Source organism: Nesterenkonia ebinurensis (assembly GCF_008711175.1).
GTDB classification, from domain to species: domain Bacteria; phylum Actinomycetota; class Actinomycetes; order Actinomycetales; family Micrococcaceae; genus Nesterenkonia; species Nesterenkonia ebinurensis.
This window is the reverse complement of sequence record NZ_VWNF01000021.1, coordinates 289,946-312,730: the sequence shown is the minus strand read 5'-3', so window position 1 is coordinate 312,730 and position 22,785 is coordinate 289,946. Positions and strand designations below refer to the sequence as shown.

Annotated in this window: 20 protein-coding genes; 11 read left to right on the top strand and 9 right to left on the bottom strand. The window is 64.4% G+C overall.

Annotated features, from left to right (window positions below):
• Positions 1-56: 56 nt before the first annotated feature.
• From F0311_RS09000 to F0311_RS08975, 6 genes are read right to left on the bottom strand one after another with little or no spacing between them, the layout of a single operon-like run.
• A complete protein-coding gene (locus tag F0311_RS09000) occupies positions 57-1,028 on the bottom strand; it encodes a sugar ABC transporter substrate-binding protein (protein WP_150461589.1) in 972 nt (323 codons plus the stop codon).
• Complete coding sequence (locus F0311_RS08995; RefSeq protein ID WP_150461588.1) at positions 1,025-2,071, bottom strand: ABC transporter permease; 1,047 nt, start codon at positions 2,069-2,071, stop codon at positions 1,025-1,027. The genes F0311_RS09000 and F0311_RS08995 overlap by 4 nt, the downstream gene beginning before the upstream one ends.
• Positions 2,068-3,054 (bottom strand): ABC transporter permease, encoded by a 987-nt coding sequence (locus tag F0311_RS08990; protein ID WP_150461587.1) that lies wholly within the window; start codon positions 3,052-3,054, stop codon positions 2,068-2,070. Before F0311_RS08990 ends, F0311_RS08995 begins: the two co-directional genes overlap by 4 nt.
• Positions 3,051-4,559 (bottom strand): sugar ABC transporter ATP-binding protein, encoded by a 1,509-nt coding sequence (locus tag F0311_RS08985; protein ID WP_150461586.1) that lies wholly within the window; start codon positions 4,557-4,559, stop codon positions 3,051-3,053. Before F0311_RS08985 ends, F0311_RS08990 begins: the two co-directional genes overlap by 4 nt.
• A complete protein-coding gene (locus tag F0311_RS08980) occupies positions 4,556-5,602 on the bottom strand; it encodes an aldose 1-epimerase family protein (protein WP_150461585.1) in 1,047 nt (348 codons plus the stop codon). The genes F0311_RS08985 and F0311_RS08980 overlap by 4 nt, the downstream gene beginning before the upstream one ends.
• Entirely contained in the window at positions 5,599-6,870 is a 1,272-nt protein-coding gene (locus tag F0311_RS08975) for a cupin domain-containing protein (RefSeq protein WP_150461584.1), read from the bottom strand. The genes F0311_RS08980 and F0311_RS08975 overlap by 4 nt, the downstream gene beginning before the upstream one ends.
• Positions 6,871-7,113: 243 nt before the next feature.
• On the opposite strand from F0311_RS08975, the gene F0311_RS08970 reads away from it, so the two are divergent.
• The 10 genes from F0311_RS08970 (at position 7,114) to F0311_RS08925 (ending at position 19,108) form a co-directional block, all read left to right on the top strand.
• A complete protein-coding gene (locus F0311_RS08970) occupies positions 7,114-7,875 on the top strand; it encodes a DeoR/GlpR family DNA-binding transcription regulator (RefSeq protein ID WP_191089839.1) in 762 nt (253 codons plus the stop codon).
• A 128-nt stretch (positions 7,876-8,003) separates the two neighbouring features.
• Complete coding sequence (locus F0311_RS08965; protein ID WP_150461583.1) at positions 8,004-10,043, top strand: bifunctional aldolase/short-chain dehydrogenase; 2,040 nt, start codon at positions 8,004-8,006, stop codon at positions 10,041-10,043.
• A complete protein-coding gene (locus F0311_RS08960; RefSeq protein WP_150461582.1) occupies positions 10,043-11,482 on the top strand; it encodes a rhamnulokinase in 1,440 nt (479 codons plus the stop codon). The genes F0311_RS08965 and F0311_RS08960 overlap by 1 nt, the downstream gene beginning before the upstream one ends.
• A gap of 39 nt (positions 11,483-11,521) precedes the next feature.
• Positions 11,522-12,808 (top strand): alpha-hydroxy acid oxidase, encoded by a 1,287-nt coding sequence (locus F0311_RS08955; RefSeq protein ID WP_150461581.1) that lies wholly within the window; start codon positions 11,522-11,524, stop codon positions 12,806-12,808.
• Positions 12,809-13,693, top strand: coding sequence for an SMP-30/gluconolactonase/LRE family protein (locus tag F0311_RS08950; RefSeq protein WP_150461580.1), 885 nt, complete (start codon positions 12,809-12,811; stop codon positions 13,691-13,693).
• A gap of 179 nt (positions 13,694-13,872) precedes the next feature.
• Positions 13,873-14,910, top strand: coding sequence for a zinc-dependent alcohol dehydrogenase (locus tag F0311_RS08945; protein ID WP_150461579.1), 1,038 nt, complete (start codon positions 13,873-13,875; stop codon positions 14,908-14,910).
• A 15-nt stretch (positions 14,911-14,925) separates the two neighbouring features.
• Positions 14,926-16,098, top strand: a complete 1,173-nt coding sequence (gene rhmD / locus F0311_RS08940) for an L-rhamnonate dehydratase (RefSeq protein ID WP_150461578.1) — start codon at positions 14,926-14,928, stop codon at positions 16,096-16,098.
• A gap of 42 nt (positions 16,099-16,140) precedes the next feature.
• Positions 16,141-17,016 carry a fumarylacetoacetate hydrolase family protein gene (locus F0311_RS08935; RefSeq protein ID WP_150461577.1) on the top strand — a complete coding sequence of 292 codons (876 nt, stop codon included), beginning with the start codon at positions 16,141-16,143 and terminating at the stop codon, positions 17,014-17,016.
• Positions 17,009-18,346, top strand: a complete 1,338-nt coding sequence (locus F0311_RS08930; RefSeq protein WP_150461576.1) for a GntP family permease — start codon at positions 17,009-17,011, stop codon at positions 18,344-18,346. Before F0311_RS08935 ends, F0311_RS08930 begins: the two co-directional genes overlap by 8 nt.
• 9 nt (positions 18,347-18,355) lie before the next feature.
• On the top strand, positions 18,356-19,108 hold the full coding sequence (locus tag F0311_RS08925; RefSeq protein ID WP_150461575.1) for an IclR family transcriptional regulator: 753 nt from the start codon (positions 18,356-18,358) through the stop codon (positions 19,106-19,108).
• Here the strand turns inward: F0311_RS08925 and F0311_RS08920 are convergent.
• From F0311_RS08920 to F0311_RS08910, 3 genes are all read right to left on the bottom strand, one after another.
• Complete coding sequence (locus F0311_RS08920) at positions 19,105-19,749, bottom strand: DUF4870 domain-containing protein (RefSeq protein WP_150461574.1); 645 nt, start codon at positions 19,747-19,749, stop codon at positions 19,105-19,107. The genes F0311_RS08925 and F0311_RS08920 overlap by 4 nt on opposite strands.
• A 63-nt stretch (positions 19,750-19,812) precedes the next feature.
• Positions 19,813-20,784, bottom strand: coding sequence for an electron transfer flavoprotein subunit alpha/FixB family protein (locus F0311_RS08915; protein WP_150461573.1), 972 nt, complete (start codon positions 20,782-20,784; stop codon positions 19,813-19,815).
• Entirely contained in the window at positions 20,781-21,575 is a 795-nt protein-coding gene (locus F0311_RS08910) for an electron transfer flavoprotein subunit beta/FixA family protein (protein WP_191089838.1), read from the bottom strand. Before F0311_RS08910 ends, F0311_RS08915 begins: the two co-directional genes overlap by 4 nt.
• 73 nt (positions 21,576-21,648) lie before the next feature.
• On the opposite strand from F0311_RS08910, the gene F0311_RS08905 reads away from it, so the two are divergent.
• Positions 21,649-22,785 carry a glycerate kinase gene (locus tag F0311_RS08905; RefSeq protein WP_150461572.1) on the top strand — a complete coding sequence of 379 codons (1,137 nt, stop codon included), beginning with the start codon at positions 21,649-21,651 and terminating at the stop codon, positions 22,783-22,785.

The window sequence follows — 22,785 nt, the reverse complement described above, 5'->3', positions numbered from 1 at the left end:
GCACCTGGAAGTAGGTGCGCCCCTTACGGAGACATGGTCTTCAGCAGCTCAGTGTGTCAGAAGGCAGGCTCCTCATCAGCCACATTCTCCTGGGTAACAACAGTCAACGGAATCGGAATCCGGGTGTCCACCTCTTCGCCGGTAGCAGCGGAGACGATGGTTTCCAGGGCGAGACGGCCGTCCTCCTCCGGGGACTGCACGATGGTGGCGGTGTAGTAACCCTCCTCGATACCGGCGAAGGCATCCTGCTGGCCGTTGATGCCCACAATGGCAGGCATGTCATCAAGCTCACGGCCGGACTCGGTCCAGGCGTCCACGAATCCGCGGGCCATCGTGTCGTCATTGGCATAGACGCCGTCGAGTGCATCCCCATGTCGGGAAATCAGATCGCGGCTGAGCTCCAGGGCGCGTTGCTGATCGAAGTCCGCGTTGACGGTCTGCAGCACCTCAATCTCGGAGCCGAGCTCCTCCAGCATGTTGTTGAAGCCATCGGTCCGGCCGATAGTGGTTCCGTTGCCTGCCTGGCCGGCGATGATAACGATTTGCCCTTCACCGCCGAGTTCCTCATGCATCACTTCAGCGGCCATCACCCCTTGTTCATAAGTGTCAGGACCGGTGAAAGAGGTGTACAGCCCCTCGGCGTCTTCGTCCATGGGGCTGTTGATCAGGACCACTGGGATGTCAGCGTCCTGGGCTTCCACGAGTCCGGGGATATAAGCCTGTGGATCCAACGGCCACAGCACAATCCCATCTGGGTTGCGGCCGATGCATGTTCGCAACTGGTCGGTTCCGGTCTGGGCGTCGAACTCCTGGCTGAGCAGGGTGACGTGCACACCGTGCTCCTCTGCGGCCTCCTGGAAGGCTGCGTTGGCAGGAGAGGCGTAGGCGTGGGACTCAGCCGCTGCCACGTAGCAGATCTCCAGACCCTCGGCGGACTCGGCGCCGTTACCGTTTCCGTCGTTGCCGCAGCCGGTCAGAGCGAGTGCGCCAACAGCAGTGAGTGTTCCAAGGCGTAGTACATGTTTCATGGGACTTTCCCTTCTTGTTTTTTCTCGGTTGGGGTTTCGTCGCGCTTTCCGAAGGAGAGCAGGGAGTTCAGGGACAAGGCTGATCGCGGACTGTTTGAGGCGATGCGATCCAGCAGGATGAGGAGCAGCAAAATGCTGCCGGTCACGATGTTCTGGTAATACGTCGGCACCGATTCGTACTCCAATGTGGTGGTGATGGCGGCTAGGACCAGCACGCCGCCCAAGGTACCCAGGGCTGAGCCGCGACCGCCCTCCAATCGGGTTCCGCCGATCACCACTGCGGCGATGGCGGTCAGCGCGGTGGCCTCCCCGAAGGCTGGCGAGCCAGTGTTGGTGGCAAGCGACTGCATTACTCCGGCAGCCCCCGCGGTGAAGCCGCTGAAGACAAAAGCTCCGAACAGGTAACGGTTGGAGCGGATGCCGGAGGCGGTGGCCGCATGCTCATTGCTGCCTACTGCGTAGAGACGGCGCCCCGCCACTGTGTAGGTGAGCCAGATGAACAGCAGCAGAATCGCGATAAGGAACACGTAGGTACGCAGTGAGAAAGTGCCGCCCAGTGCCCGGGAGACGGTCAGCCCGAAGAGGGGATCGTCTCCGCTGATGGGATTTGAATCTGTCAAGAAGTGGCACAGCGCCCGTAAGAAGATCATGGAGGCGAGGGTGGCCACAAGGGAGTTTATCTGCAGTGTGACTACCAGGAAACCGTTCAACACTCCGGCAAGCACCCCGACGACGATGCCTGCCACGGCAGCTCCGAAAGGACCGAGCTGATCCTGGAGCCCGATGGTGGCAATGCCAGAAAGTGCCAGTGTGGAGCCCACGGAGAGATCCAGTTTCCCCATGAGCAGTACCACGGTCAGTCCTACAGCCACCACACCGAGTGTGGCGGTCCTGTCCAGACTGAGACTGAGGGTGCGGAACTCGGTCAATCCCGGCACTAAGGATACTGAGAGGAAGAGGGTGGCTATAAGAATGACCACCACACGGTAGTGAATGAGGGTGAGAACCGCAGGACTCTCGAAGACTCTCTTCAGAGTGTTCATGCTGCACCTCCGCGTCGCCGCAGGTACACGTCGAGGGCTACTGCTCCGGCGATGAGAGCGCCCATCACCAACCCTTGGGATGCGGTGGGGATACCGTTGAGTACCATGATGTTGCTCAGCAGAGTCACCAGCAGCAAGCCTCCTATGGCTCGTGGAACGTTGCCGAACCCACCCAGCAGACTGACGCCGCCCACGACGACGGCGGTAATGGCGTCGAACTCGTATCCTGTGCCGATACCTGGCCGGGCCGTCTGGAGAGTCAAGGCCAGCAACACTCCGCTGAATCCGGACAGGGTTGCGGTCATCCAGAAGGCTGCGGCCTTGGTGAAGTTCAATGGCACCGCACTGGCCTTGGTAGCGTCCGGGTTGGATCCGGCGGCGTAGACCCAGCGTCCGAATATGGTCTGCGAGAGAAGGAGATGCCCTCCTACTGCCACCGCCAGGAAAATCAGAACGATGGTGGGGATCCCAAGGATGATCCGGCCGGTAAGGAAGGACTGGAGAGCCGGGTCATCGCCGTAGACAATGACGCCGCCTACTGCCGCCTGGGCGATGCCCAGCACGATAGTTCCTGTGGCCAGGGTGGTGATCACTGGGTTGAGCCTGAAGTATCCAATGAAGAGACCGTTTATCAGCCCCGCTGCCGAGGCAGCCAGGATGCCCACTAGGGCACCTACTAGGCTTCCCAGGGACGGTTGCAGGCTGAGAGTCAGGAGTGCCCCGATGGCTACCATCGCCGGAACAGAGAGATCGGCTAGGCCGCGCACGATGAACACGAAGGTCATCCCGACCACGATGATGCCGACGATCGACATGTTGATCAGCACATTGGTCAGGTTCCGGGTAGTGAAGAACTGCTCGCTGAGCAGGCTGCCGATGACCAGCAGGGCGAGGATCCCCACTGGCAGTGCGATCCAGCCCAGGATCTTGTTCGCCGTCTTCTCCTCGGTCACCCGCGGAGGGAGAGTGGCTGCCGAGGTCATGCCGCCACCGCCTCTCCGGTTGCTGCGCTCATCACGGACTCCTCGTCTGCGGCGCTGCGGTCCAGCTCAGCGGTGAGCCGTCCCTCGTGCAGGACATAGACGCGGTCGCTGACAGCGAGGATCTCCGGAAGCTCAGAGGAGATCATGATGATGGCCACCCCGGAGGCAGCCAGCTCCCCGATGATGGTGTGAATATCGGCTTTGGCGCCGACGTCCACCCCGCGGGTGGGCTCATCGAGGATCAGCACTGTAGGTTCGCTGGCGAGCCATTTGGCCAGGACCACCTTTTGCTGGTTTCCGCCGCTGAAAGTGGCTACTTTCCGGTCGATCGCAGGGGGAGAAACGTAGAGTTCCTCCGCTTTCTGCTGAGTCATGCGCCGTTCTGCCCCACGCTGGAGCCAGCCCAGACGGGCGACCTGTCTGAGTACGGGAAGTGAGATGTTCTCCTTCACGGAGAGAGACAGTGCGACGCCGTCGCGCTTGCGGTCTTCGGGAATATAGGCGATACCTGCTCGCACCGCGGTCTTGGGGCTGCGGATTCTCACTTCACTGTCGTGAAGACGGATAGTGCCGGCGTCGTATCGGTCGAGACCGAAGAGGGCACGAGCGACCTCAGTACGTCCAGCGCCCACCAGCCCAGCCAGTCCGACGATCTCGCCAGCACGAACGGTGAGTGAAATATCCTCGAACACACCGAGCCGGGTAAGCCCGGCAACTTCGAGAACCGGGTTCCCGATGGCAACGTGACGTTTGGGAAAGACATCATCAAGATCGCGGCCCACCATAAGGCGGATCATTTCCGGCGGAGTGAGGCCCTCGGTGCTCCGGCAGTCGATTATGCGACCGTCGCGCAGCACGGTCACCCGGTCGGAAATGTCAAGCACCTCGCGCAGCCGGTGGCTGATGTAGATGATCGCGATGCCGTTGCTGCGCATCCGTTCGATCACCCGGAACAGAGCCTTCGCCTCGTGCTCGCTCAGCGATGAGGTCGGCTCGTCGAAGACTACGATCCGGGGCTGGCTGGCGTAGACCTTAGCGATCTCCACCAGCTGCTGCTGGCTCACCGAGAGGCGACCCACCATCTCCTGAGGATCGAGCCGCGTGCCCAGCTCCTTCAGGACCCGGGCTGCAGTACGGTGCAGCTCCAGGCGATTGACGAAGCCGGCCGAGCTGGGCAGCTGTCCGAGGCTGATGTTCTCAGCCACCGTGAGGTCCGGGACCAGGTTGATTTCCTGGTAGACCATGCCCACTCCCTGCCGGCGTGCTTCCAGCGGAGAGTTGAACCACATTTGTTCACCCTCAATAGTCACGCTTCCCTCGTCGGGCGGATGCACTCCGGCCAGGATCTTCATAAGGGTGGACTTTCCTGCGCCGTTCTCCCCGACGATGGCGTGCACTTCCCCGGTACGGACCTCCAGATCCACATCAGCGAGCGCTTTTACCCCGGGGAATGTTTTGGTGATGCCCTTCATCGCCAGAACTGTGGCATCGGCATTCTGCGTCATGGTTTTTGTTCCTTCGCTGAAGGGCCGAATGTGAAGTTCAGCTGGTAGGAGACGCTCTCCCCGACCTGGAGCTGAGGCAGGACGGCTGCTTCCTCTGCGCTGCGACGGCCCTGGATATGGTTGGTGTTGGCCGGCTCAAGGCCCATGACATAGTGACCGGTGCCGGACATCTTCCACTGGTGCAGGCTCGGCAGTGTCCTGGCTCCGAAACTCAGGGTGAAGCGCAGGTCCAGCGCGGGGTTGTCGATGATCGCACGTCCTGTGGGAGTATGCCGGAAATCATGCAGGAAGACCTGCTCGCGGTAACCCTCCTGCGGCGGCTCAATCGATCGCCAGCGTGCAACGCCTGCTGCAGCATCATCGTCCCGCGGGGTGACCTTGACGGATTCGATGTCCAGGGCTGCTCGCTCATCCAGCAGTGGCCACCCCAGGTTTACGTGATAGAGGATCATGTGTCCGGAAGTTTCCAGGCCCTCATTGGTGACAGTGTCTTCGAGGGAAAACATCGTGCTTCCGATCTGTGCGCGCAGGGTCCGACGCAGCAGGAGGTTCTCGCCGAAGACTGTGCTCTGCCGCACCTCCCCGCGGATTACCAGTTCCCCGCCACTGACGTCAGCCTCCAGCAGGGTCGCGGGTGTGATCCCTACACGCCCGTGCATCGGATACTCAGTGCCTCCTGAGCACGACGGCGGACCGAAGGTGTCCAGTCCGCAGGTGGCCAGCAAGCCTCCGCCGAAGCTGCGCAGCCACTGCGTGCCCCGGGCCTCTCCGAGGGCGGGGGAGGAGATGCCGGGCGGTGCCATCCAGGAGACCGGGACTCCGCGGTAGGTGACGTGTCCTAAGTCCAGGGCACGGTCAGGATGGACCTCCACCTCCAGTCCTCCCCCGGTGATCATGCGCAGCCGGCGCGCTCCCCGGGCCGCTCCTTCTTCCTCGGTGAACCGATCGATCCGCGCTACCTGGGTCAGCGTGCCGATCCTGCGGGGGAGTTCTGTGCCGTCGGCTCCGTGGATCAGTGTCGGAAGAGACCATCCCGGGCTCATGCTGGCTCCTGGGCAGTATCCAGCGGGAGCACCTGACGGTCGTTATGCAACTCCTGATTGCTGGGGCCGAAGTGTTTGAGGATGACGAGGTCCTCGGTGGGGTGGGTGTTGCGGATGATGACTCCCGCGGCTGCCGCTGGGGCGGTCACGAAATATTCGTCACACGTAAGCTGGCCGTAGCGGACAGCGGTGGCGGCGATAAGTGGCTGATCGCCGATCTGTCCAGCCCCGCCCACGCAGATCAGGCCGTAGGCGTCAGTCTCTTCGATCACTGCGGTACTGCTCGGGGGCACCGTCAGCTCTTTGGCGCTGAAGCTCTCCGAGCGGTACGTGATCCATTTCTCCGTCCAACCAGTGGATGCAGAAGACGCGGTGGTCTCCACCGGCGGAGTGAATCGGGCGCTGTAGAAGCGACTGTCCACGTTCCGTTCCCAGTCCACGAGGTCCACAATGAAGTCCAGGTCGCCATGCCGGTCCTCGGGAACGTCTTTCCACAGAAGCTCGTTGGGAACTTCCCGATTATTGGACCAGGACTCAGTCATGGCGAATACATCGCAGGCTGCCTGAGGTTCGTAGGTGCATATGCTGGCCGGGGCATGCAGGATCCCGGCCGGAACGTCCCACCCTGTGCCCACGGTGATCCGGTAGGCCCTGGAGAGGGCGGTGATGTTGTTGTCGCCGCCGGTGAGGAACTGCTCCAGTTTGTCTAGCAGATCCTGCCGTGTGGTCTCAGTGTGCAGTCCGAAGAAGGTGTAGCCGAAGTCCCCCATGTGGTTGTTCATCTGTGGCGGGAAATAGTAGGCCTCGGGCTTACCGGGCTTGCCCACCAGGGCAGCGTGTTCGTCCCGGTGGTGAATGTGGAAGGGTAAGGGGGCCTGGTTGTCGAAGAACTTGGAGTACATGGGCCACCCCTGGTGTGACTCCCAGAGCTGGCCGATTGCCTCGCCCTGGAAGTGAGCGATGAACTCATCGAAGGGGATGACTCCGGTCTCGGGGTCCACCACCAGGCTGAGCCCCTCGAATGGGCCGGTGAGCGGACCGTTCTCGGCCCGGGTGGCCGAGGCCAGCCAGCGTTCGTCAATGCCGCCGCGGTCTTTGCCGAGAGGGAAGTAGTCGTCAGGGTGTAGGCGGATGCGTCTTCCAGGCGTGCAGAATGCCCGCGGCACCCAGGCCGGGGCGAGTCGGAGTACTCCGTTTCCTGCTGCCATCGCCCGCTCCATGGCTGGCTGTGCGGAGGTGATGCCTTCGTAGGGAATGGCTTTGGTCATAAGGCACTTCCTTATGCGTTCGGGGAGCGGATGGCTCCGTGCTAGAGACCGAGGTGCCGTGGCACCGTCCGGTAATCGGTTCATTGAACCTTTGCATGATGTGACGCTAGTCATATGACGGAGCAATGTCAAGCGCAGGAAAGTTGGGGAATCGGTGAGTCGCGTGCCGCGCTGTTCCCAATGACTGTTTCAGTGAATCGCGCTAGCCGGCCTCAGCTGGGCTCTCCGGTAGCATTCAGCGGTATGGCCATTTCCTCCTCCCTTGATGCTGAGTCGCGCCGTGTCCGGCTGATGGAGATCCTCGGCACGGAGGGGCGGATCACCATTAGTGCTGTGGCCGACTCCCTCGGGGTTTCCGAGATGACGTTGCGCCGAGATCTCGCCGAGCTGGAAAGCCTCGGTCAGGTTCGCCGGGTCCGCGGTGGTGCGGTGGCGCCCTTGCAGCCGCAGTCCTTCGCCGAACGAAGCAGCCGCCAGGCAGCTGCCAAGCGCGTTATAGCCGCCAAGGCCGAGCCGTTGATCCCGGCCGAAGGGGTCTGCGCCTTCGACGCTTCCTCTACCGTCGGCGTGCTGCTGTCCAGCCTCGATCACGCCGCCGACCTCACCGTGGTCACCAACTCTGTGGAGAACTTCAGGGCTGCCGCCGAGCGGCCTGGCACCACCCCGGTGCTCGTGGGTGGGCATCGTGAGCAGCGCACCGACAGCTTCGTGGGGCCGCTGGCCTCGCTGATGGCCGCTTCCCTGCACTATTCGGCCTTCATTACCTCCGCTGCCGCGGTGGATGCAGCCTGGGGCAGCTCGGAAGCCACGGCCGAGGAGGCCGCTATCAAGCGGGTGTTCCGAGAGTATGCTCAAACTACCATCCTGCTGGCTGACTCATCCAAGCTCGATTCCCGGGCCACCGCCCGCGCCCTTGAGCCCGGCCGCCTCGACCTCATGGTCACCGAACTTGATCCCTCCGACCCCCGGTTGGACCCCTACCGCGACGTCGTCGACCTGCGCTGACCCTTTCCTGCTGCCTGGGCGGAACACTAAGCTGTGATGCGACACACAGAAAAGTTGTCCCGCACAGGCAGCTGTGATATTTTATGTTCGATTAATCACTATCGAACATCCATCGTCCAGGGAGCCCCATGGCCACCAACCCGGCAGTCGCAGAACTCATTACCCGGTCCAACCGGCTCGGTGCTGACCCAAAGAACACCAACTACGCCGGTGGCAACACCTCCGCCAAGGGCACTGACCGCGACCCAGTCACCGGGCAGGACGTCGAGCTGCTCTGGGTCAAAGGCTCCGGCGGCGATCTCGGTACCCTGAAACCCGAGGGACTGGCCGTGCTGCGTCTGGACCGGATGCGCGCCATGGTCAACACCTACCCTGGGGTTGACCGCGAGGACGAGATGGTCGCCGCCTTCGACTACTGCGCCCACGGTAAAAGTGGTGCCGCACCGTCGATCGACACCGCTATGCACGGCCTGGTCGACGCTGCCCATGTGGACCACCTGCACCCAGACTCCGGCATCGCCATCGCCTGCGCGGCCGACGGCCCGGAACTGACCCAGAAGATCTTCGGCGACAAGGTGGTCTGGGTGCCCTGGCGGCGTCCTGGGTTCCAGCTCGGCCTGGACATCGCCGAGATCAAGGAGAAGAACCCGCAGGCAGTCGGCTGCATCCTCGGCGGCCACGGCATCACCGCCTGGGGGGACACCTCAGAAGAGTCCGAGCAGAACTCGCTGTGGATCATCCGCACCGCCGAGGCTCACATCGTTGAGCACTCCAAGCCCGAGCCCTTCGGTCGCGCACTCGAGGGCTACGGCCCCCTACCCGAGGCGGAACGCCGGGCCAAGGCGGCTGCCCTGATCCCCACCATCCGCGCCATTGCCAGTGCGGACAATCCCCAGGTGGGCCACTACAACGACGACGCCGCCGTCCTGGACTTCCTCGCCCATGCCGAACACCCCCGGCTGGCCGAACTGGGCACTTCCTGCCCCGACCACTTCCTACGCACCAAGGTCAAGCCCCTGGTGCTCGACCTGCCCGCCAAGGCATCCGTGGAGGACTCCATCAGCAGGCTCAAAGAGCTGCACGAGACCTACCGGAAGGACTACCAGGCCTACTACGACCGGCATGCTGAGACCGACTCCCCCGCCATCCGCGGCGCAGATCCGGCCATCGTGCTGGTGCCCGGGGTCGGCATGTTCAGCTTCGGCAAGGACAAGCAGACCGCCCGGGTGGCCGGAGAGTTCTACCTCAACGCCATCAACGTGATGCGCGGCGCCGAAGGCCTGTCCAGCTACACGCCCATCGATGAGCGGGAGAAGTTCCGCATCGAGTACTGGGCCCTGGAGGAGGCTAAGCTGGCCCGGATGCCCAAGCCCAAAGAGCTGGCTACCCGCATCGCCCTGGTGACTGGGGCGGCGTCGGGCATTGGTAAGGCGATCGCCAAACGGCTGGCCGCCGAGGGTGCAGTGGTCGCCATCGCCGACCTCAACCTTGAGAAGGCCCAGGAGACCGCCGCGGAGATCGGAGGACCGGACAAGGCCATTGGCGTGGCCGTAGACGTCTCCGCCGAGGCAGCCGTCCAGCAAGCCATCGATGAGACCCTGCTGGCCTTCGGCGGACTTGACATCGTGATCAACAACGCCGGCTTGTCTCTGTCCAAATCCCTGCTGGAGACCACCGAGGCCGATTGGGACCTGCAGCACAACGTCATGGCCAAAGGCTCCTTCCTGGTTTCCAAGGCCGCCGCCAAGGTGCTCATCGCCCAAGAGCTCGGCGGAGACATCATCTACATCTCCTCCAAGAACAGCGTCTTCGCCGGACCCAACAACATCGCCTACTCGGCCACCAAAGCCGATCAGGCTCACCAGGTGCGACTGCTTGCCGCCGAACTCGGCGAACACCAGATTCGCGTCAACGGCATCAATCCCGACGGCGTGGTGGCAGGTTCCGGCATCTTCGCCTCCGGCTGGGGTGCCAACCGCGCCAAGACTTACGGGATCGAGGAGAAGGACCTAGGCAAGTTCTACGCCCAGCGCACCATCCTCAAGCGCGAGGTGCTCCCCGAGAACGTGGCCAACGCCGCCTTCGCCCTGCTCAGCTCAGACCTCTCCCACACCACTGGCCTGCACGTACCTGTCGACGCCGGTGTGGCCGCCGCCTTCCTCCGCTGATGCCCGTCACCACCCACGCTGCCGTGGATCTCGGGGCCTCCTCCGGACGGGTGATGCTCGGCCGGATCGGCCCCGAGACTCTGGACCTGAAAGAGGCCGCCAGGTTCCCCAACGCCGCAGTACCCCTAGCTGACGGACTGCACTGGGACGTTGTCGGCCTCTACCAGCACGCCCTGAACGGGCTGGCCGAGGCCGTCCGGCAGACCCGTGACATCGGCGGGCTGGTCTCAGTGGGCATCGACTCATGGGCAGTGGACTACGGCCTGCTCACCGGCACTGATGCTCAGCGGATGTCCTTGCTGGGTGTCCCCTTCCACTACCGGGATGTGCGCACTTCCGGCGGGGTGGAGCGCACTCACCGGCACGTGCCTTTCGCTGAGCTCTACCGGCGTAACGGCCTGCAGTTCCTGCCCTTCAACACCCTGTACCAGCTCGCGGCTGATGACCTGCTGCCGATGGCTGAGAAGCTGTTGCTGATCCCCGACCTGTTGGGCTACTGGCTCACCGGGGAGCAGTTGACCGAACAGACCAACGCCTCGACCACCGGGCTGTTGGAGGTGCACACCAAAAGCTGGGACACCGAGCTGATGCGCACCCTCGGAATGCCCCCAGGCCTTTTCGCTCCAGTGGCGGCCCCCGGCACCGCCCTGGGCACCACGAGGGGTGAGCTTACCGATGTTCTGGGTGCCGAAGCACTGCCGGTCACCCTGGTCGGTTCCCACGACACCGCCTCTGCGGTGGTCGGCACCCCACTGTCCACCTCCAACGCGGCCTATATCTCTTGCGGCACCTGGGGGCTGGTCGGCCTGGAGCTCAAAGCCCCCGTGGTGACTGACGCTTCCAGGGAAGCAAACTTCACCAATGAGGGAGGAGTGGACGGGCGCACCCGGTTCCTCACCAATGTGATGGGCACCTGGTTGCTCTCCGAGACCTTGGCGAGCTGGCGGCGTCGCACCGGAAAAGAGCAGCATCTTGCCGAACTTCTGACTGCCGCAGCAGAGGTCCCCGCCGAGCGCGTGGTGGTCTTCGACGTCCAAGACCCCCGGTTTGTGCCGCCCGGCGATATGGCACAGCGCATTGCTGACCTGTGTCGAGAGCAGCAGAAACCGGTTCCCCAGTCGTGCGCAGAGATCGTGCGCAGCATTGTGGAATCCCTTGCGGCAGGCTTCGCCAAAGCGCTCGCCGAAGCCGTCCGGCTCGCTGGACGGAGCGTGGACACAGTGCATATGGTCGGTGGTGGGAGCCTCAACGCACTGCTCTGCCAAGCCACCGCCGACCGCTCGGGGTACCCTGTGATCGCAGGCCCGGTGGAGGCCACCGCCATCGGCAACCTCCTGATCCAGGCCCGCACCGCCGGTACCATCACCGGCACACTGGAGGAGATCCGCGGGCTGATCGCCCGCACCCACCACCTGACCACTTACCAGCCCCGCGGCTGAGAGCTGACGACGAAGGCGTTGTCGTCATTGAGGAGAAGCATGTTTAACCGCCCTGGTACCGACAGTACTGAGAACCAGGCACGACGGCGTGTACAGCGCCGGGTGCCTAAGCCTGCCGATCTGGCACCGCTGATGCAGTTCAAGAAGTTCGACTTCAACGCCTCGCGCCGGCGGCTGGCTGCAGCCCTGACCATTGAGGATCTGCGCACCATCGCCAAGCGGCGCACCCCTAAGGCCGCCTTCGACTACACCGAAGGCGCCGCCGAAGGCGAGTTCTCCCTAGCCCGGGCCCGGCAGGCCTTCCAGGACGTAGAGTTCCACCCCGCCATCTTGCGCGATGTCTCCGAGGTGGACACCAGCTGTGAGGTCTTCGGCGGGCCCTCCGCCCTGCCCTTCGGCATCGCCCCCACCGGGTTCACCCGGCTGATGCAGACGGAGGGTGAGGTGGCCGGAGCAGGTGCGGCTGGGGCGGCAGGCATCCCGTTCAGCCTCTCCACCCTGGGTACCACCTCTGTGGAGGACGTCCAGGCGGCCAACCCCCACGGCCGGAACTTCTTCCAGCTCTATGTGATGAAAGACCGGCAGATCTCCTACGACCTGACCGAGCGCGCAGCAGCAGCCGGGTTCGACACCCTGCTGTTCACCGTGGATACCCCGGTGGCCGGAGCCCGGCTGCGGGATAAGCGCAACGGGTTCTCCATCCCGCCGGCGCTGACCATCAAGACCATCGCCAATGCGGTGCCCCGGCCCTGGTGGTGGTACGACTTCCTCACTACACCGCCGCTGGAGTTCGCCTCCCTGACCTCCACCGGGGGTGCTGTGGGCGAGCTGCTGGATAAAGCGATGGACCCTTCCATCAATTTCGAGGACCTGGAGACCATCCGGGAGCTGTTCCCCGGCAAACTGGTGGTCAAGGGGGTGCAGACCGTCGAGGACGCCAAGAAGCTGGCCGGGCTCGGCGTGGACGGGATCGTGCTCTCCAACCACGGAGGTCGCCAGCTGGACCGCGCACCAGTGCCCTTCTACCTGCTGCCCGAGGTGGTCCGTGAGGTCGGGGACGATCTCGAAGTCACCCTGGACACCGGCATTATGAACGGGGCAGACATCGTGTCCTCCATCGCCCTGGGTGCCAAGTTCACCTTTGTCGGCAGGGCCTACCTCTACGGGCTGATGGCCGGCGGCCGCCCCGGTGTGGACCGCGCCATCCAGATCCTCACTGATCAGATAGTGCGCACCATGAAACTGCTGGAAGTCGCCAGCCTGGACGAGCTTCAGCCCAAGCACGTCACCCAGCTGCAGCGGTTGGTGCCGCGCACCACGGGCTAGATGAGCCAGATCAGCATTGAGCGGGCAGGGGCAGCCGGTGACCCCGCCCAGCTCGGCGAGGGACCCGTCTGGGACTCTGCTGCCCAGGTGCTGTGGTGGGTGGACATCTACGCCGGAGCCATTCACCGCCACGACCCCGCCGGGGAGGACGGCAGCTGGATGATCGGTGAGCATATCGGCTGCCTGGCACCGCGTCAGCAGGGCGGACTGGTGCTCGCCACCCGCAGCGGATTCCACCGCTTCGACCCGGCCACCGGAAAGAAGACCCCGATCGCCGACCCGGAGGTGGACCAGCCGCAGAACCGGTTCAACGACGGCGCCGTCGACCCCCGCGGGAGGTTCTGGGCTGGCACCATGAAGGACCGCGGGGAGGTAGGACCCGCAGGTAGCTTCTGGCGGCTGGACCCCGATCACAGCAGCCACCGGGGGCAGAGCGGAGTCTCCATCACCAACGGCCTGGCCTTCTCTCCGCAGGGGGAGCGGATCTACTTCTCGGACACCGCCCGGCAGCAGATCTGGCAGGCCGACTATGACCAGGACACCGGCGAGCACGGTGAGCTGGAGCCGTTCTTCAGCACCCGGGATCGAGCAGGGGCTCCTGATGGTGCCGCGGTAGATGCAGACGGCTGCTACTGGGGGGCATCCCTGGGCGGCTGGAGCCTGCTGCGCATCACCCCGGACGGGCGGTTGGACCGCGCCGTCGAGCTGCCCGTGGAGAAGCCCACCAAACCCATGTTCGGCGGGGCAGACCTGAAGACGCTCTACGTCACATCCATGGGCGAAGGAATGGTCAGCAGCCTTTCCGACCAGCCACTAGCAGGCGCTCTGCTCGCCGTACACGGCCACGGCACCCAGGGCCTCCCGCAGCCACACTTCGCCGGCTGAGTCCGCTGCTGCTCGTCATAATTGGGCACGAGCTTGTGTGACCCATAACACTCGCATACACTCCTCGCGATTCAACACTCTGACCACTGGTTCATATATGGGAACTTCCAGTGGAGAGGAGTGCAGCAGACTGTGGCGCCCGTGGGGTGCCACCCGATCGCTTCTGAGGAGCTGACTGAATGAAGGCACTACAGCTGCAGGACTACGGCCGGTTGGAAATCGTCGATGTCACCGACCCCCAACCGCAGCCAGGGGAGGTGCTCATTGAAATAGTGGCCACCGGCATCTGCGGCTCAGACTTTCACGGGTTCACCGGTGAGAACGGCCGCCGGATCCCAGGACAGATCATGGGGCACGAGTCGGTTGGCCGGGTGGCGGGGCTCGGTGAGGGGGTCAGCGGTCTCAGTCTGGGCCAGCCAGTGACCTTCAATCCCGTCGTCGTCCCCGAGGCTGACCTGGAGACCTACCGCGGCCGCGAGCAGATGAGCCCCGGCAGGAAAGTCATCGGAGTCGCCCCGGAGATCACCGCCGCCTTCGCCCAGCGAATCACAGTGCCTTTCCGCAATGTGGTGCCGCTGCCGGAGACGATGCCGATTGAGCTGGGCGCTCTGATCGAGCCGCTGGCGGTAGCCGTGCACGCCGTCCGACGCGCCCAGGCCGCTCCGGGGATGAACGTCCTGGTCCTCGGCGGCGGCCCGATCGGCCAGTCCGTGGTCCTGGCTCTGCAGATGGCCGGGGTGACCAATATCGTGGTCACCGAAATGATGGAGTCTCGCAAGCAGCTGATCAGCCAGCTGGGCGCCCACGTCGTGGATGCGGCAGCCGAGGATGCAGCCGAGCAGATCCTCGAGCTCTTCTCCGGGCCGGCCGACCTGGCCATCGACGCAGTCGGCATTGACTCGACCCTGAGTCTGGCGCTGCGTGCCACGCGGCTGGGCGCCAACATCTGCCTGGTCGGCATGGGTGCCCCCCGCCTCAGCCTGGAAGCGTTCAAGATCAGCACCGAGGAGCGCAGTCTCATAGGCTCTTTCACCTACTCGGCCAAGGACTTCGCCGACGCCGCCGACTGGATGGGCTCCGCCCCGCCGCAAGCCGCGCAGCTGATCTCCCGGCAGGTGCCGATGGCCGCCGCCCAGGAGGAGTTCACCCACCTCGCCGAGGGGGGAGACACCCCCGGCAAGGTTCTGGTCATGCTCACCGAAGAACAGCAGAACTGAAAAGGACCACTCGCTGTGAAACAGAAGATCGCACACGTACGCGCCTACACCACCCGCGGCAAGGGAGCCGACTACCACGACCAGTCCGGCTACCACTGGATCGACGACCATATCGCCACCCCGATGTCGGTCTACCCCGAGTACCGCCAGTCCCGGCAGAGCTTCGGGATCAACGTCCTGGGCACCCTGGTGGTGGAAATCGAGGCCGAGGACGGCACAGTAGGCTTCTCCGTCACCACAGCCGGTGACATCGGGGCCTGGATCGTGGAGAAGCACCTGGCCCGCTTCCTCGAGGGAGCCTACGTCACCGATATCGAACGCATCTGGGACCAGATGTACCGCTCGACCCTCTACTACGGCCGCCGCGGCGTAGTGCTCAACACCATCAGTGGCGTGGACCTGGCTCTCTACGATCTGCTGGGCAAGCTCCGTCAGGAGCCCGTCTATGCCCTGCTGGGCGGCCCGGTCCGTGACGAACTGACCTTCTACGCCACCGGGGCCCGGCCCGATGTGGCCAAGGAACTGGGGTTCATCGGCGGGAAGATGCCGTTGCAGCACGGGCCTGTCGAAGGCGAGGAGGGGATGCGGAAGAATCTCGAGAAGCTCGCAGATATGCGCGGCCGGGTTGGTGACGACTTCTGGCTGATGTTCGACTGCTGGATGTCCCTGGACCTGGACTACGCGGTCCGACTGGCCCACCGCGCCGCCGAGCACAACCTCCGCTGGATGGAGGAAGCACTGATCCCCGACGACTACTGGGGCTACGCTGAGCTCAAGGCCCGCGCCCCGGAGGGCATGCTCATCACCACCGGCGAGCACGAGGCCACCCGCTGGGGCTTTCGGCAGCTGCTGGAGACCGGGGTGGACATCATCCAGCCCGACGTCGGCTGGTGCGGAGGCATCACCGAGTTGATCAAGATCTCGGCCATGGCAGACGCCCAAGGCACCATGGTGGTCCCGCACGGCTCCTCGGTGTACTCCTACCACTTCGTGGTCACCCGCACCAACAGCCCCTTCTCCGAGTTCCTCATGATGCATGAGACCGCCGAGGAGATCGTGCCGATGTTTTCCCCGCTGCTGCTGAACGAGCCGGTGCCCATCAACGGGAAGCTGGCCGTCCCGGACACCCCTGGCTTCGGCGTGGAACTCAACCCCGAGGTGGAGCGCACCCGGCCCTACACCCACTGATCCCCATCTGAACCACTTCGCACAGAGGAAAGGACCACGCTTATGCGTTTCTCACGACTGGGCCCTCCAGGCCAGGAGATCCCCACCGTCAGCATCGACGGCATCCACTACGACCTGCGCCCGATCACCGTTGACATCGACGCCGAGTTCCTCGGTCAGGGCGCCGCAGAAGCCGTCAGCCGTGTCCAGACGGCATTCGAGGCCGGCAAGCTGCCGGAGCTGACGGAGGCCGCCAGCCTGCGCACCGGCGCTCCGATCACACGCCCCACCGCGGTGGTGTGCATCGGTCAGAACTACGCCGCCCACGCCGCCGAGTCCGGCGCACCGGCCCCCGAGGTTCCGATCATCTTCTTCAAGCACCCCAACACTGTGGTGGGCCCCTACGACGCCGTCAGCATCCCCCCGGGGGCTGAAACCGTGGATTGGGAGGTGGAGCTGGGTATCGTGATCGGCAAGCGAGCCCGGTACCTGCCCTCACCCGAGGTGGCCTTCGACCACATCGCCGGATATGTGATCAGCAATGACGTCTCCGAGCGGGACTACCAGCTCAAGCAGTCCGGTGGCCAGTGGTCCAAGGGCAAGTGCGCCGAGACCTTCAACCCTGCAGGGCCGGAGCTAGTCACTGCAGACGAGGTCGACCCCGGGAACCTTCGGCTCTTCTCCCGGATCAACGGGGAGCTTCGCCAGGACTCCACTACTGCTGACATGATCTTCTCCGTGCCGCAGATCGTCCACCACCTCTCGCAGTACATGGTGCTCGAGCCCGGAGACCTCATTAACACCGGCACTCCGCAGGGCGTGGCCGTTTCGGGAAAGTACGATTACCTCAAGCCTGGGGACGTCATGGAGATCGGTATCGATGGCCTGGGTCAGCCCCAGCGCCAGGAGCTGGGTCAGGCAGTGATCAGCAATGATTGATCTGCTCTGGCTCGCGCTGAGCATCGCGATCATCATTCTGCTCATCGTTCAGGTCAAACTGCACCCGGCGATGTCACTGATCATCGGCACCGTCTTCCTGGGACTGACCTTGCAGATCCCGCTTCCGGAACTTGCCGACGCCACCGCCGGAGGCTTCGGAAACCTGATGGCCGGCATCGGCCTCTCCGTAGGCTTCGGCATCATCCTGGGGCAGCTGCTCTCCGACTCCGGAGGGGCCAAGGTCATCGCCCGCACCGTGGTGGGGCTCACCTCAGAGCGGTTCTCCATGTACGGGTTGGCCGCAGCAGCGTTCCTGCTGTCCATCCCTGTCTTCTACGACGTCACCTTCGTGATCCTGGTACCCCTGGCCATCCCCATCGCCCGGGAGGCCAATAAGCCGCTCCCGCTGGCCATCGGCTCCGTGGCCCTGGGTGCCGGAGTGGCGCACACCCTGGTGCCGCCGACGCCGAACCCGCTGGCCGCAGGCTCTATCATGGGATTCGAGACTGGCACCATGATGATCGCCGGCAGCATTGTGGGCTTCATCGCCCTGATCGCCGCCGTCTACGTCTACTCCTGGATCCTTCCCAAGATCTGGAAGCCCGCAGCAGACATCGACAAGGAGGTGGCATTCGAGTCAGAGGACGCTGAGGAGAAGAATGCCCCTGGGTTCTTCCTCTCCATCCTGCCCCTGCTGGTGCCGGTCATCCTGATCCTCAGCGGCACTGTGTGGCTGATGTTTGAGGATGAGCAGCCCGCTTGGCTGCAGTTCATCGGCAACCAGCACATCGCGCTGCTGCTGGGCGCCCTGATCGCGTATGCCGTGGCCGCAAAGGCCCTCAACCGGGAGGAGCGGGACGAATCGGCCAACACCGCTGTTCGGCACGCTGGTGTAGTGCTGCTGATCACCGGTGCCGGTGGCGCCCTGGGCGGTGTCATCAGGGCAGGCGGCTTGGAGGAGACTATCGCCTCCTCGGTGGACGCGATGGGCGGAAACTACCTGCTTGCCCTACTGGTTTGCTACTGCGTGGGTGCTGCCTTCCGCGTGGCAGTCGGCTCCGGCACCGTGGCCTCCATCACCACGCTGACCATTATGGCCTCGGTGGCGCCTGCAGTAGGCATCCACCCGGTCTGGGTCACCATGGCCTGCCTGGGCGGGGCGCTGACCCTGGGCCACATCAATGACAGCGGATTCTGGGTCACCGCTAAGCTGCCCGGCTTCACCCTGACAGGTGGTCTGAAGACCTATACTCTGGCCCAGTCGATCACCGGCTTCTTCGTGCTCATTCTGGCGCTGGTCGGTGCCACGATCATCCCGATGGGCACATAACCTTAGAGGATGGTGAAATCAGCCGAACGCGCCTTGGCCCTGCTCGACTTCATCGCCGAGCAGGGCCAAGTCCGTTTCCAGGAGGTAGTGGATTTCGGAATCCCGAAGTCCAGCGCCCACGGGCTGCTGCACACCATGGTGGAGTCCGGATGGCTGGACTACTCGGAGCAGACGCGCTATTACAAGCTCGGCCTGCACGCTTGGCAGATTGGGCACTCTTATGACGGTCACCGCGGCCTGGTGGACGCAGCCTCTGAAGCGATGGACATACTGGTCTCCCGGCTTGGAGAGACCGTCCAGCTGGCCAGGCTGGAGGGCATCGAGAACGTCTACATCGCTATCCGGGAGTCTCCGCACCCGATGCGGATGGCCTCCTCAGTTGGAATGCGGCTGCATGCGCATGCCACCGGAATCGGCAAAGCCTTGCTGAGCACCCTCTCCGACTCCGAAGTGGACACCCGGCTGAGCGCTGTGGCGCTTCCGCGGCTGACTGAGAACACCGTGACAGAGGTTGACGAAATTCTACGCATCGTGGACCGGGTTCGGCACCTCGGCTTCGCGGTGGACGATGAGGAGTTCATCGCAGGGTGCCGCTGCGTGGCAGTGCCGCTGGTCAGCGAGGATGAGACTGGAGTCGCTGCGGCGCTGAGCGTCACCATGCCGTTCCAGCGCACCGATGCATCTTGGCCCCATGCCTTCTACCCGCCGCTGCAGGAAGCGCGTTCGATGATTCGCAAGGCAATGGGTCTGGCCCCGACCTAACCGCCTCCGGCGGCGGCGACGATGCCGACTAGGAACATCATCACGAACCCGAAAAACCAACCGGTGAAGGCCCAGACCACCACGATCCAGCCCAGCACCATACCGGCCACTCCAGGGTGTCCGAGATTCCGTGCCTTGGAGGCCTGCCAGATAGCCAGCGGGCCTAGCAGGATCGGCAGGGTGAAGAACCCGATGATGGCCAGCACTATGGCAGCGGTGTGATGCCCACGGGCCTTCTCCTCCCGCTGGAACTGCATTTCCTGCAGGGCATCAGTCCCAGGGGTCGGTGAATAATACCTGTATCCGGCAGGGGCGTACCCGGTGGGCGGATAGCCGCCATGGAAGTATCCGCCCCCGGCATGGCTGTGGTGCGGGGTGTAGCCGGGGCCCACCCCGTAGCCGCCCACCTGTGAGGCCGGTCGGCTGTGCTCCATCCCCGGAGCTGAATGGTAGCGATCCCCTGACGGGTTGCCGTGCCCAGGCGGGGAGGCGGCGTCGCTTCGCTCACGCCACTCAATCGCCTCGGGAGACCCAGCCTCTGAGCGGGGCTCCGCTCGGCTCAATCGGTTGCCGTGATCTACGGTGTTTCCCCCGCTGTACCAACTGGGGCGACGCCGGTGCCCGCTGTTCCCGTCCGTCATGGTCCTATTGTGGCGAACAACGCTGGGAATGTCATGGGCGTTCCGGCGGACACTGGTCAGTGGTTACGCCTTGCAGGCGCGGATCTCACGGATGGATTCCATCAGCTGCGGTAGCACCTCGTTGAGATCGCCCACCACGCCGAAGTCCGCGATCTCGAACACTGGCGCGTCCTCATCCTTATTGATCGCCACAATGATCCCGGAGGTCTGCATCCCGGCCTTCTGCTGCACCGCCCCGGATATCCCCACCGAGATATAGAGCTGTGGAGAGACGGTCACCCCGGTCTGGCCCACCTGTGCGGAATGGTCGATCCACCCGGCATCGGTGGCCACCCGGGAGGCGCCCAGGGCCGCACCCAGCTCATCGGCCAGCTGCTCCACCAGGGCCAGATCGCCCTCCACCCCGCGGCCGAAAGCCACCACAGTGGAGGCCTCAGTCAGCGCCGGGCGCCCGGACTTGGGCAGCGGCTGCTGCTTCAGCACCTGAACAGCTGACGACGCCGCCACCGGCAGCTCCACCACCTCGGGCTCCTTGGCAGCGGGCTCCGGCTGGGAGGCGGTGTTCGGGCGCAGCGTGGCCACCAGCGGACCCGCATTGCCCCCGGAAATCTGTGCGGTGGTGTGCCAGGTCCCGGCCAGCACCGTCTTGGTGGCCGCACCCGAGGCGGTCACCCCGGTAGCACCAGTGATCAGCCCGGCCTCGAGTTTGACCGCGGTAGCCGCCAGGGCATCCACCGAATCCGGGGTGTCAGTGCCCAGTATCAGCTCGGGATCCAGCTCCTTGGCGGCAGCTGTGATCAGCTCAGCAAGCGCCGGATCCGGCGGCAGGATCGGTGAGCCCACCGGATCACTTCCGGTCAGCACCCCGGTCACCCCCTTCACGGCCAGCGGGGCAGCACTGGACTGACCTTCACCGGGCAGCGAGCCGGTGACCACTACCACCTCACCCAGGGCGTCGGCATGGGTGAGCAGCTCAGCCTGAGCCGGGGTCAGGTGGGCTTCAACCCGGTCAAAGTACACCAGAACCTGAGTCACAGCAGTCCCTCCTCGGCGAGGAAATCAGCGATCTGTCTGCCCGCGGTGCCGTCATCGTGGATCAGCCGCCCGGCAGTGCGCTCGGCCCTAGGCTCGGCGGCCACCACGGAGACCTTGGACTCCACCCCGTGCCCGGTCAGTCCCAGCTCAGCCAGGCCGAGTACTGCGACCGGCTTCTTCTTCGCCTTCATCATCGCCCGGAAATTCGGGTAGCGCGGCTCATTGGCCTGATCAGTCACCGAGACCACCACAGGCAGCGGTGCAGCCACCGTCTGGAGAGTTTCCCCGGAGAGCCGCTCCACCTGGAGCTGGTCGTCCTGGAGCACGACGCCTCGGGCCTGGGTCAGCACCGGAACACCCAGCCGGGCAGCCAATTGGGCCGGGACTGCTCCCGACTCCCCGTCCTCGGAGGCCATTCCGGTAAGCACCAGGTAGTGCTCGCTGCCGCCGGAGGTGCGTACCTGGTTCACCGCGGCGGCCAGGGCAGCGGAGGTGGCGTAGACATCGGCTCCGGCTAGGGCTTCATCATGTAAGTGCACACCGTCATCAGCGCCGATCTGCAGGGCCTTCTTCACCGCGGTGGAAGCCCCGGCGGGTCCCATGGTCAGGGCAGTGACCCTTGTGTTCTCGTAGTTCTCTGCGATCTGCAGGGCTGCCTCCAAGGGGTACTCATCCAGCTCACCGAGGATGCCCTCACTACGGTCCAGACGGCGGTCGGCGCCGATGCTGCGCTCCAGCTGAGAGTCAGGCACCCATTTGACCAGGGTGATGATATGCAGTGAACCCGGCATGATCCCTTCCATTGGCGGTGTGCGCATCCAGACAAATTCAGACCGCCCTCTATGGTCGCATAGTCTGCACAGTATGAAGATCGTCTGTGCACCGGATTCATTCAAAGGCTCGGCCAGTGCCGCCGAGGCTGCAGCCGCCCTGGCCGCCGGCGCCCGGCAGGTGTGCCCCGAGGCAGAAATTGTCCAACTGCCCTTCGCCGACGGGGGAGAAGGCACTCTGGACGCTCTGCTGGCAGTCTGGGGTACCCAGCCGCGGACCATAGAGACGGTGGATGCACTGGGCCGGGCGACTATCGCCCGCTATGGGCTCTCCCCGGAGGGGGGCACCGCAATCATCGAGGCCGCTGAGGCCAATGGGCTGCCCCAGGTCTCTGACGTGCCGCTGGAACCGCTGCGTGCTGACACCTACGGGGTGGGGCTGATCGCCCGTGAGGTTCTGGAGGCCGAGGTGGAGGAGATTCTGCTGTGCATCGGCGGTTCGGCCACCACTGACGGCGGTACCGGTATCCTGCGGGCCCTGGGTGCTGAGTTCCTAGATGACCACGACGCCCCGAGCGCCTCGGGCGGCCAAGGCCTGGGTGATATCGCCAGGGTGGAGCTCTCCGGGCTCCACCGGCGGGCAACAGAAGTCCGCTGGCGGATCGCAGTGGATGTGGACAACCCGCTGACTGGCCCGCGCGGTGCCGCTGCGGTCTTCGGGCCGCAGAAAGGGGCCGGAGAGCAGCAGATCGAACAGTTAGATGCCGGATTGGAGAACCTGGCACAGGCGCTGGCTGCCATCACCGGGGTTGAGCTTCCGGAATACACCGCCGCTTCCGGGTTCGGGGCCGCTGGCGGTATCCCGTTGACCCTGGTCAGCCTGCTGGGCGCTGAGGTGGTGCCCGGTTCCACCATGGTGGCTGAGGCCGTCGGGTTGGAGGCCGCACTGGCCGATGCTGATCTGGTGCTCACCGGGGAGGGCCGGCTGGACTCCCAGTCTCTGAGCGGGAAGGTAGTGGATGCGGTGGCCTCCCGCACTCCGGTGTCGGCGGGCGTCGTCGTCATTGCCGGTGCCGTGCAGCTGAGTCCTGCGCAGACCAGAGAGGCTGGAATCACCGCTGCCTTCTCGATCGCCCCGGGGGCGGCCAGCCTGCCGGAGCTGCAGACCGATGCCGCCCGGCTCATTGAGCACACTGCCGCCCAGGTGTGCGCCGTTTTTGTCCGGCGGTAG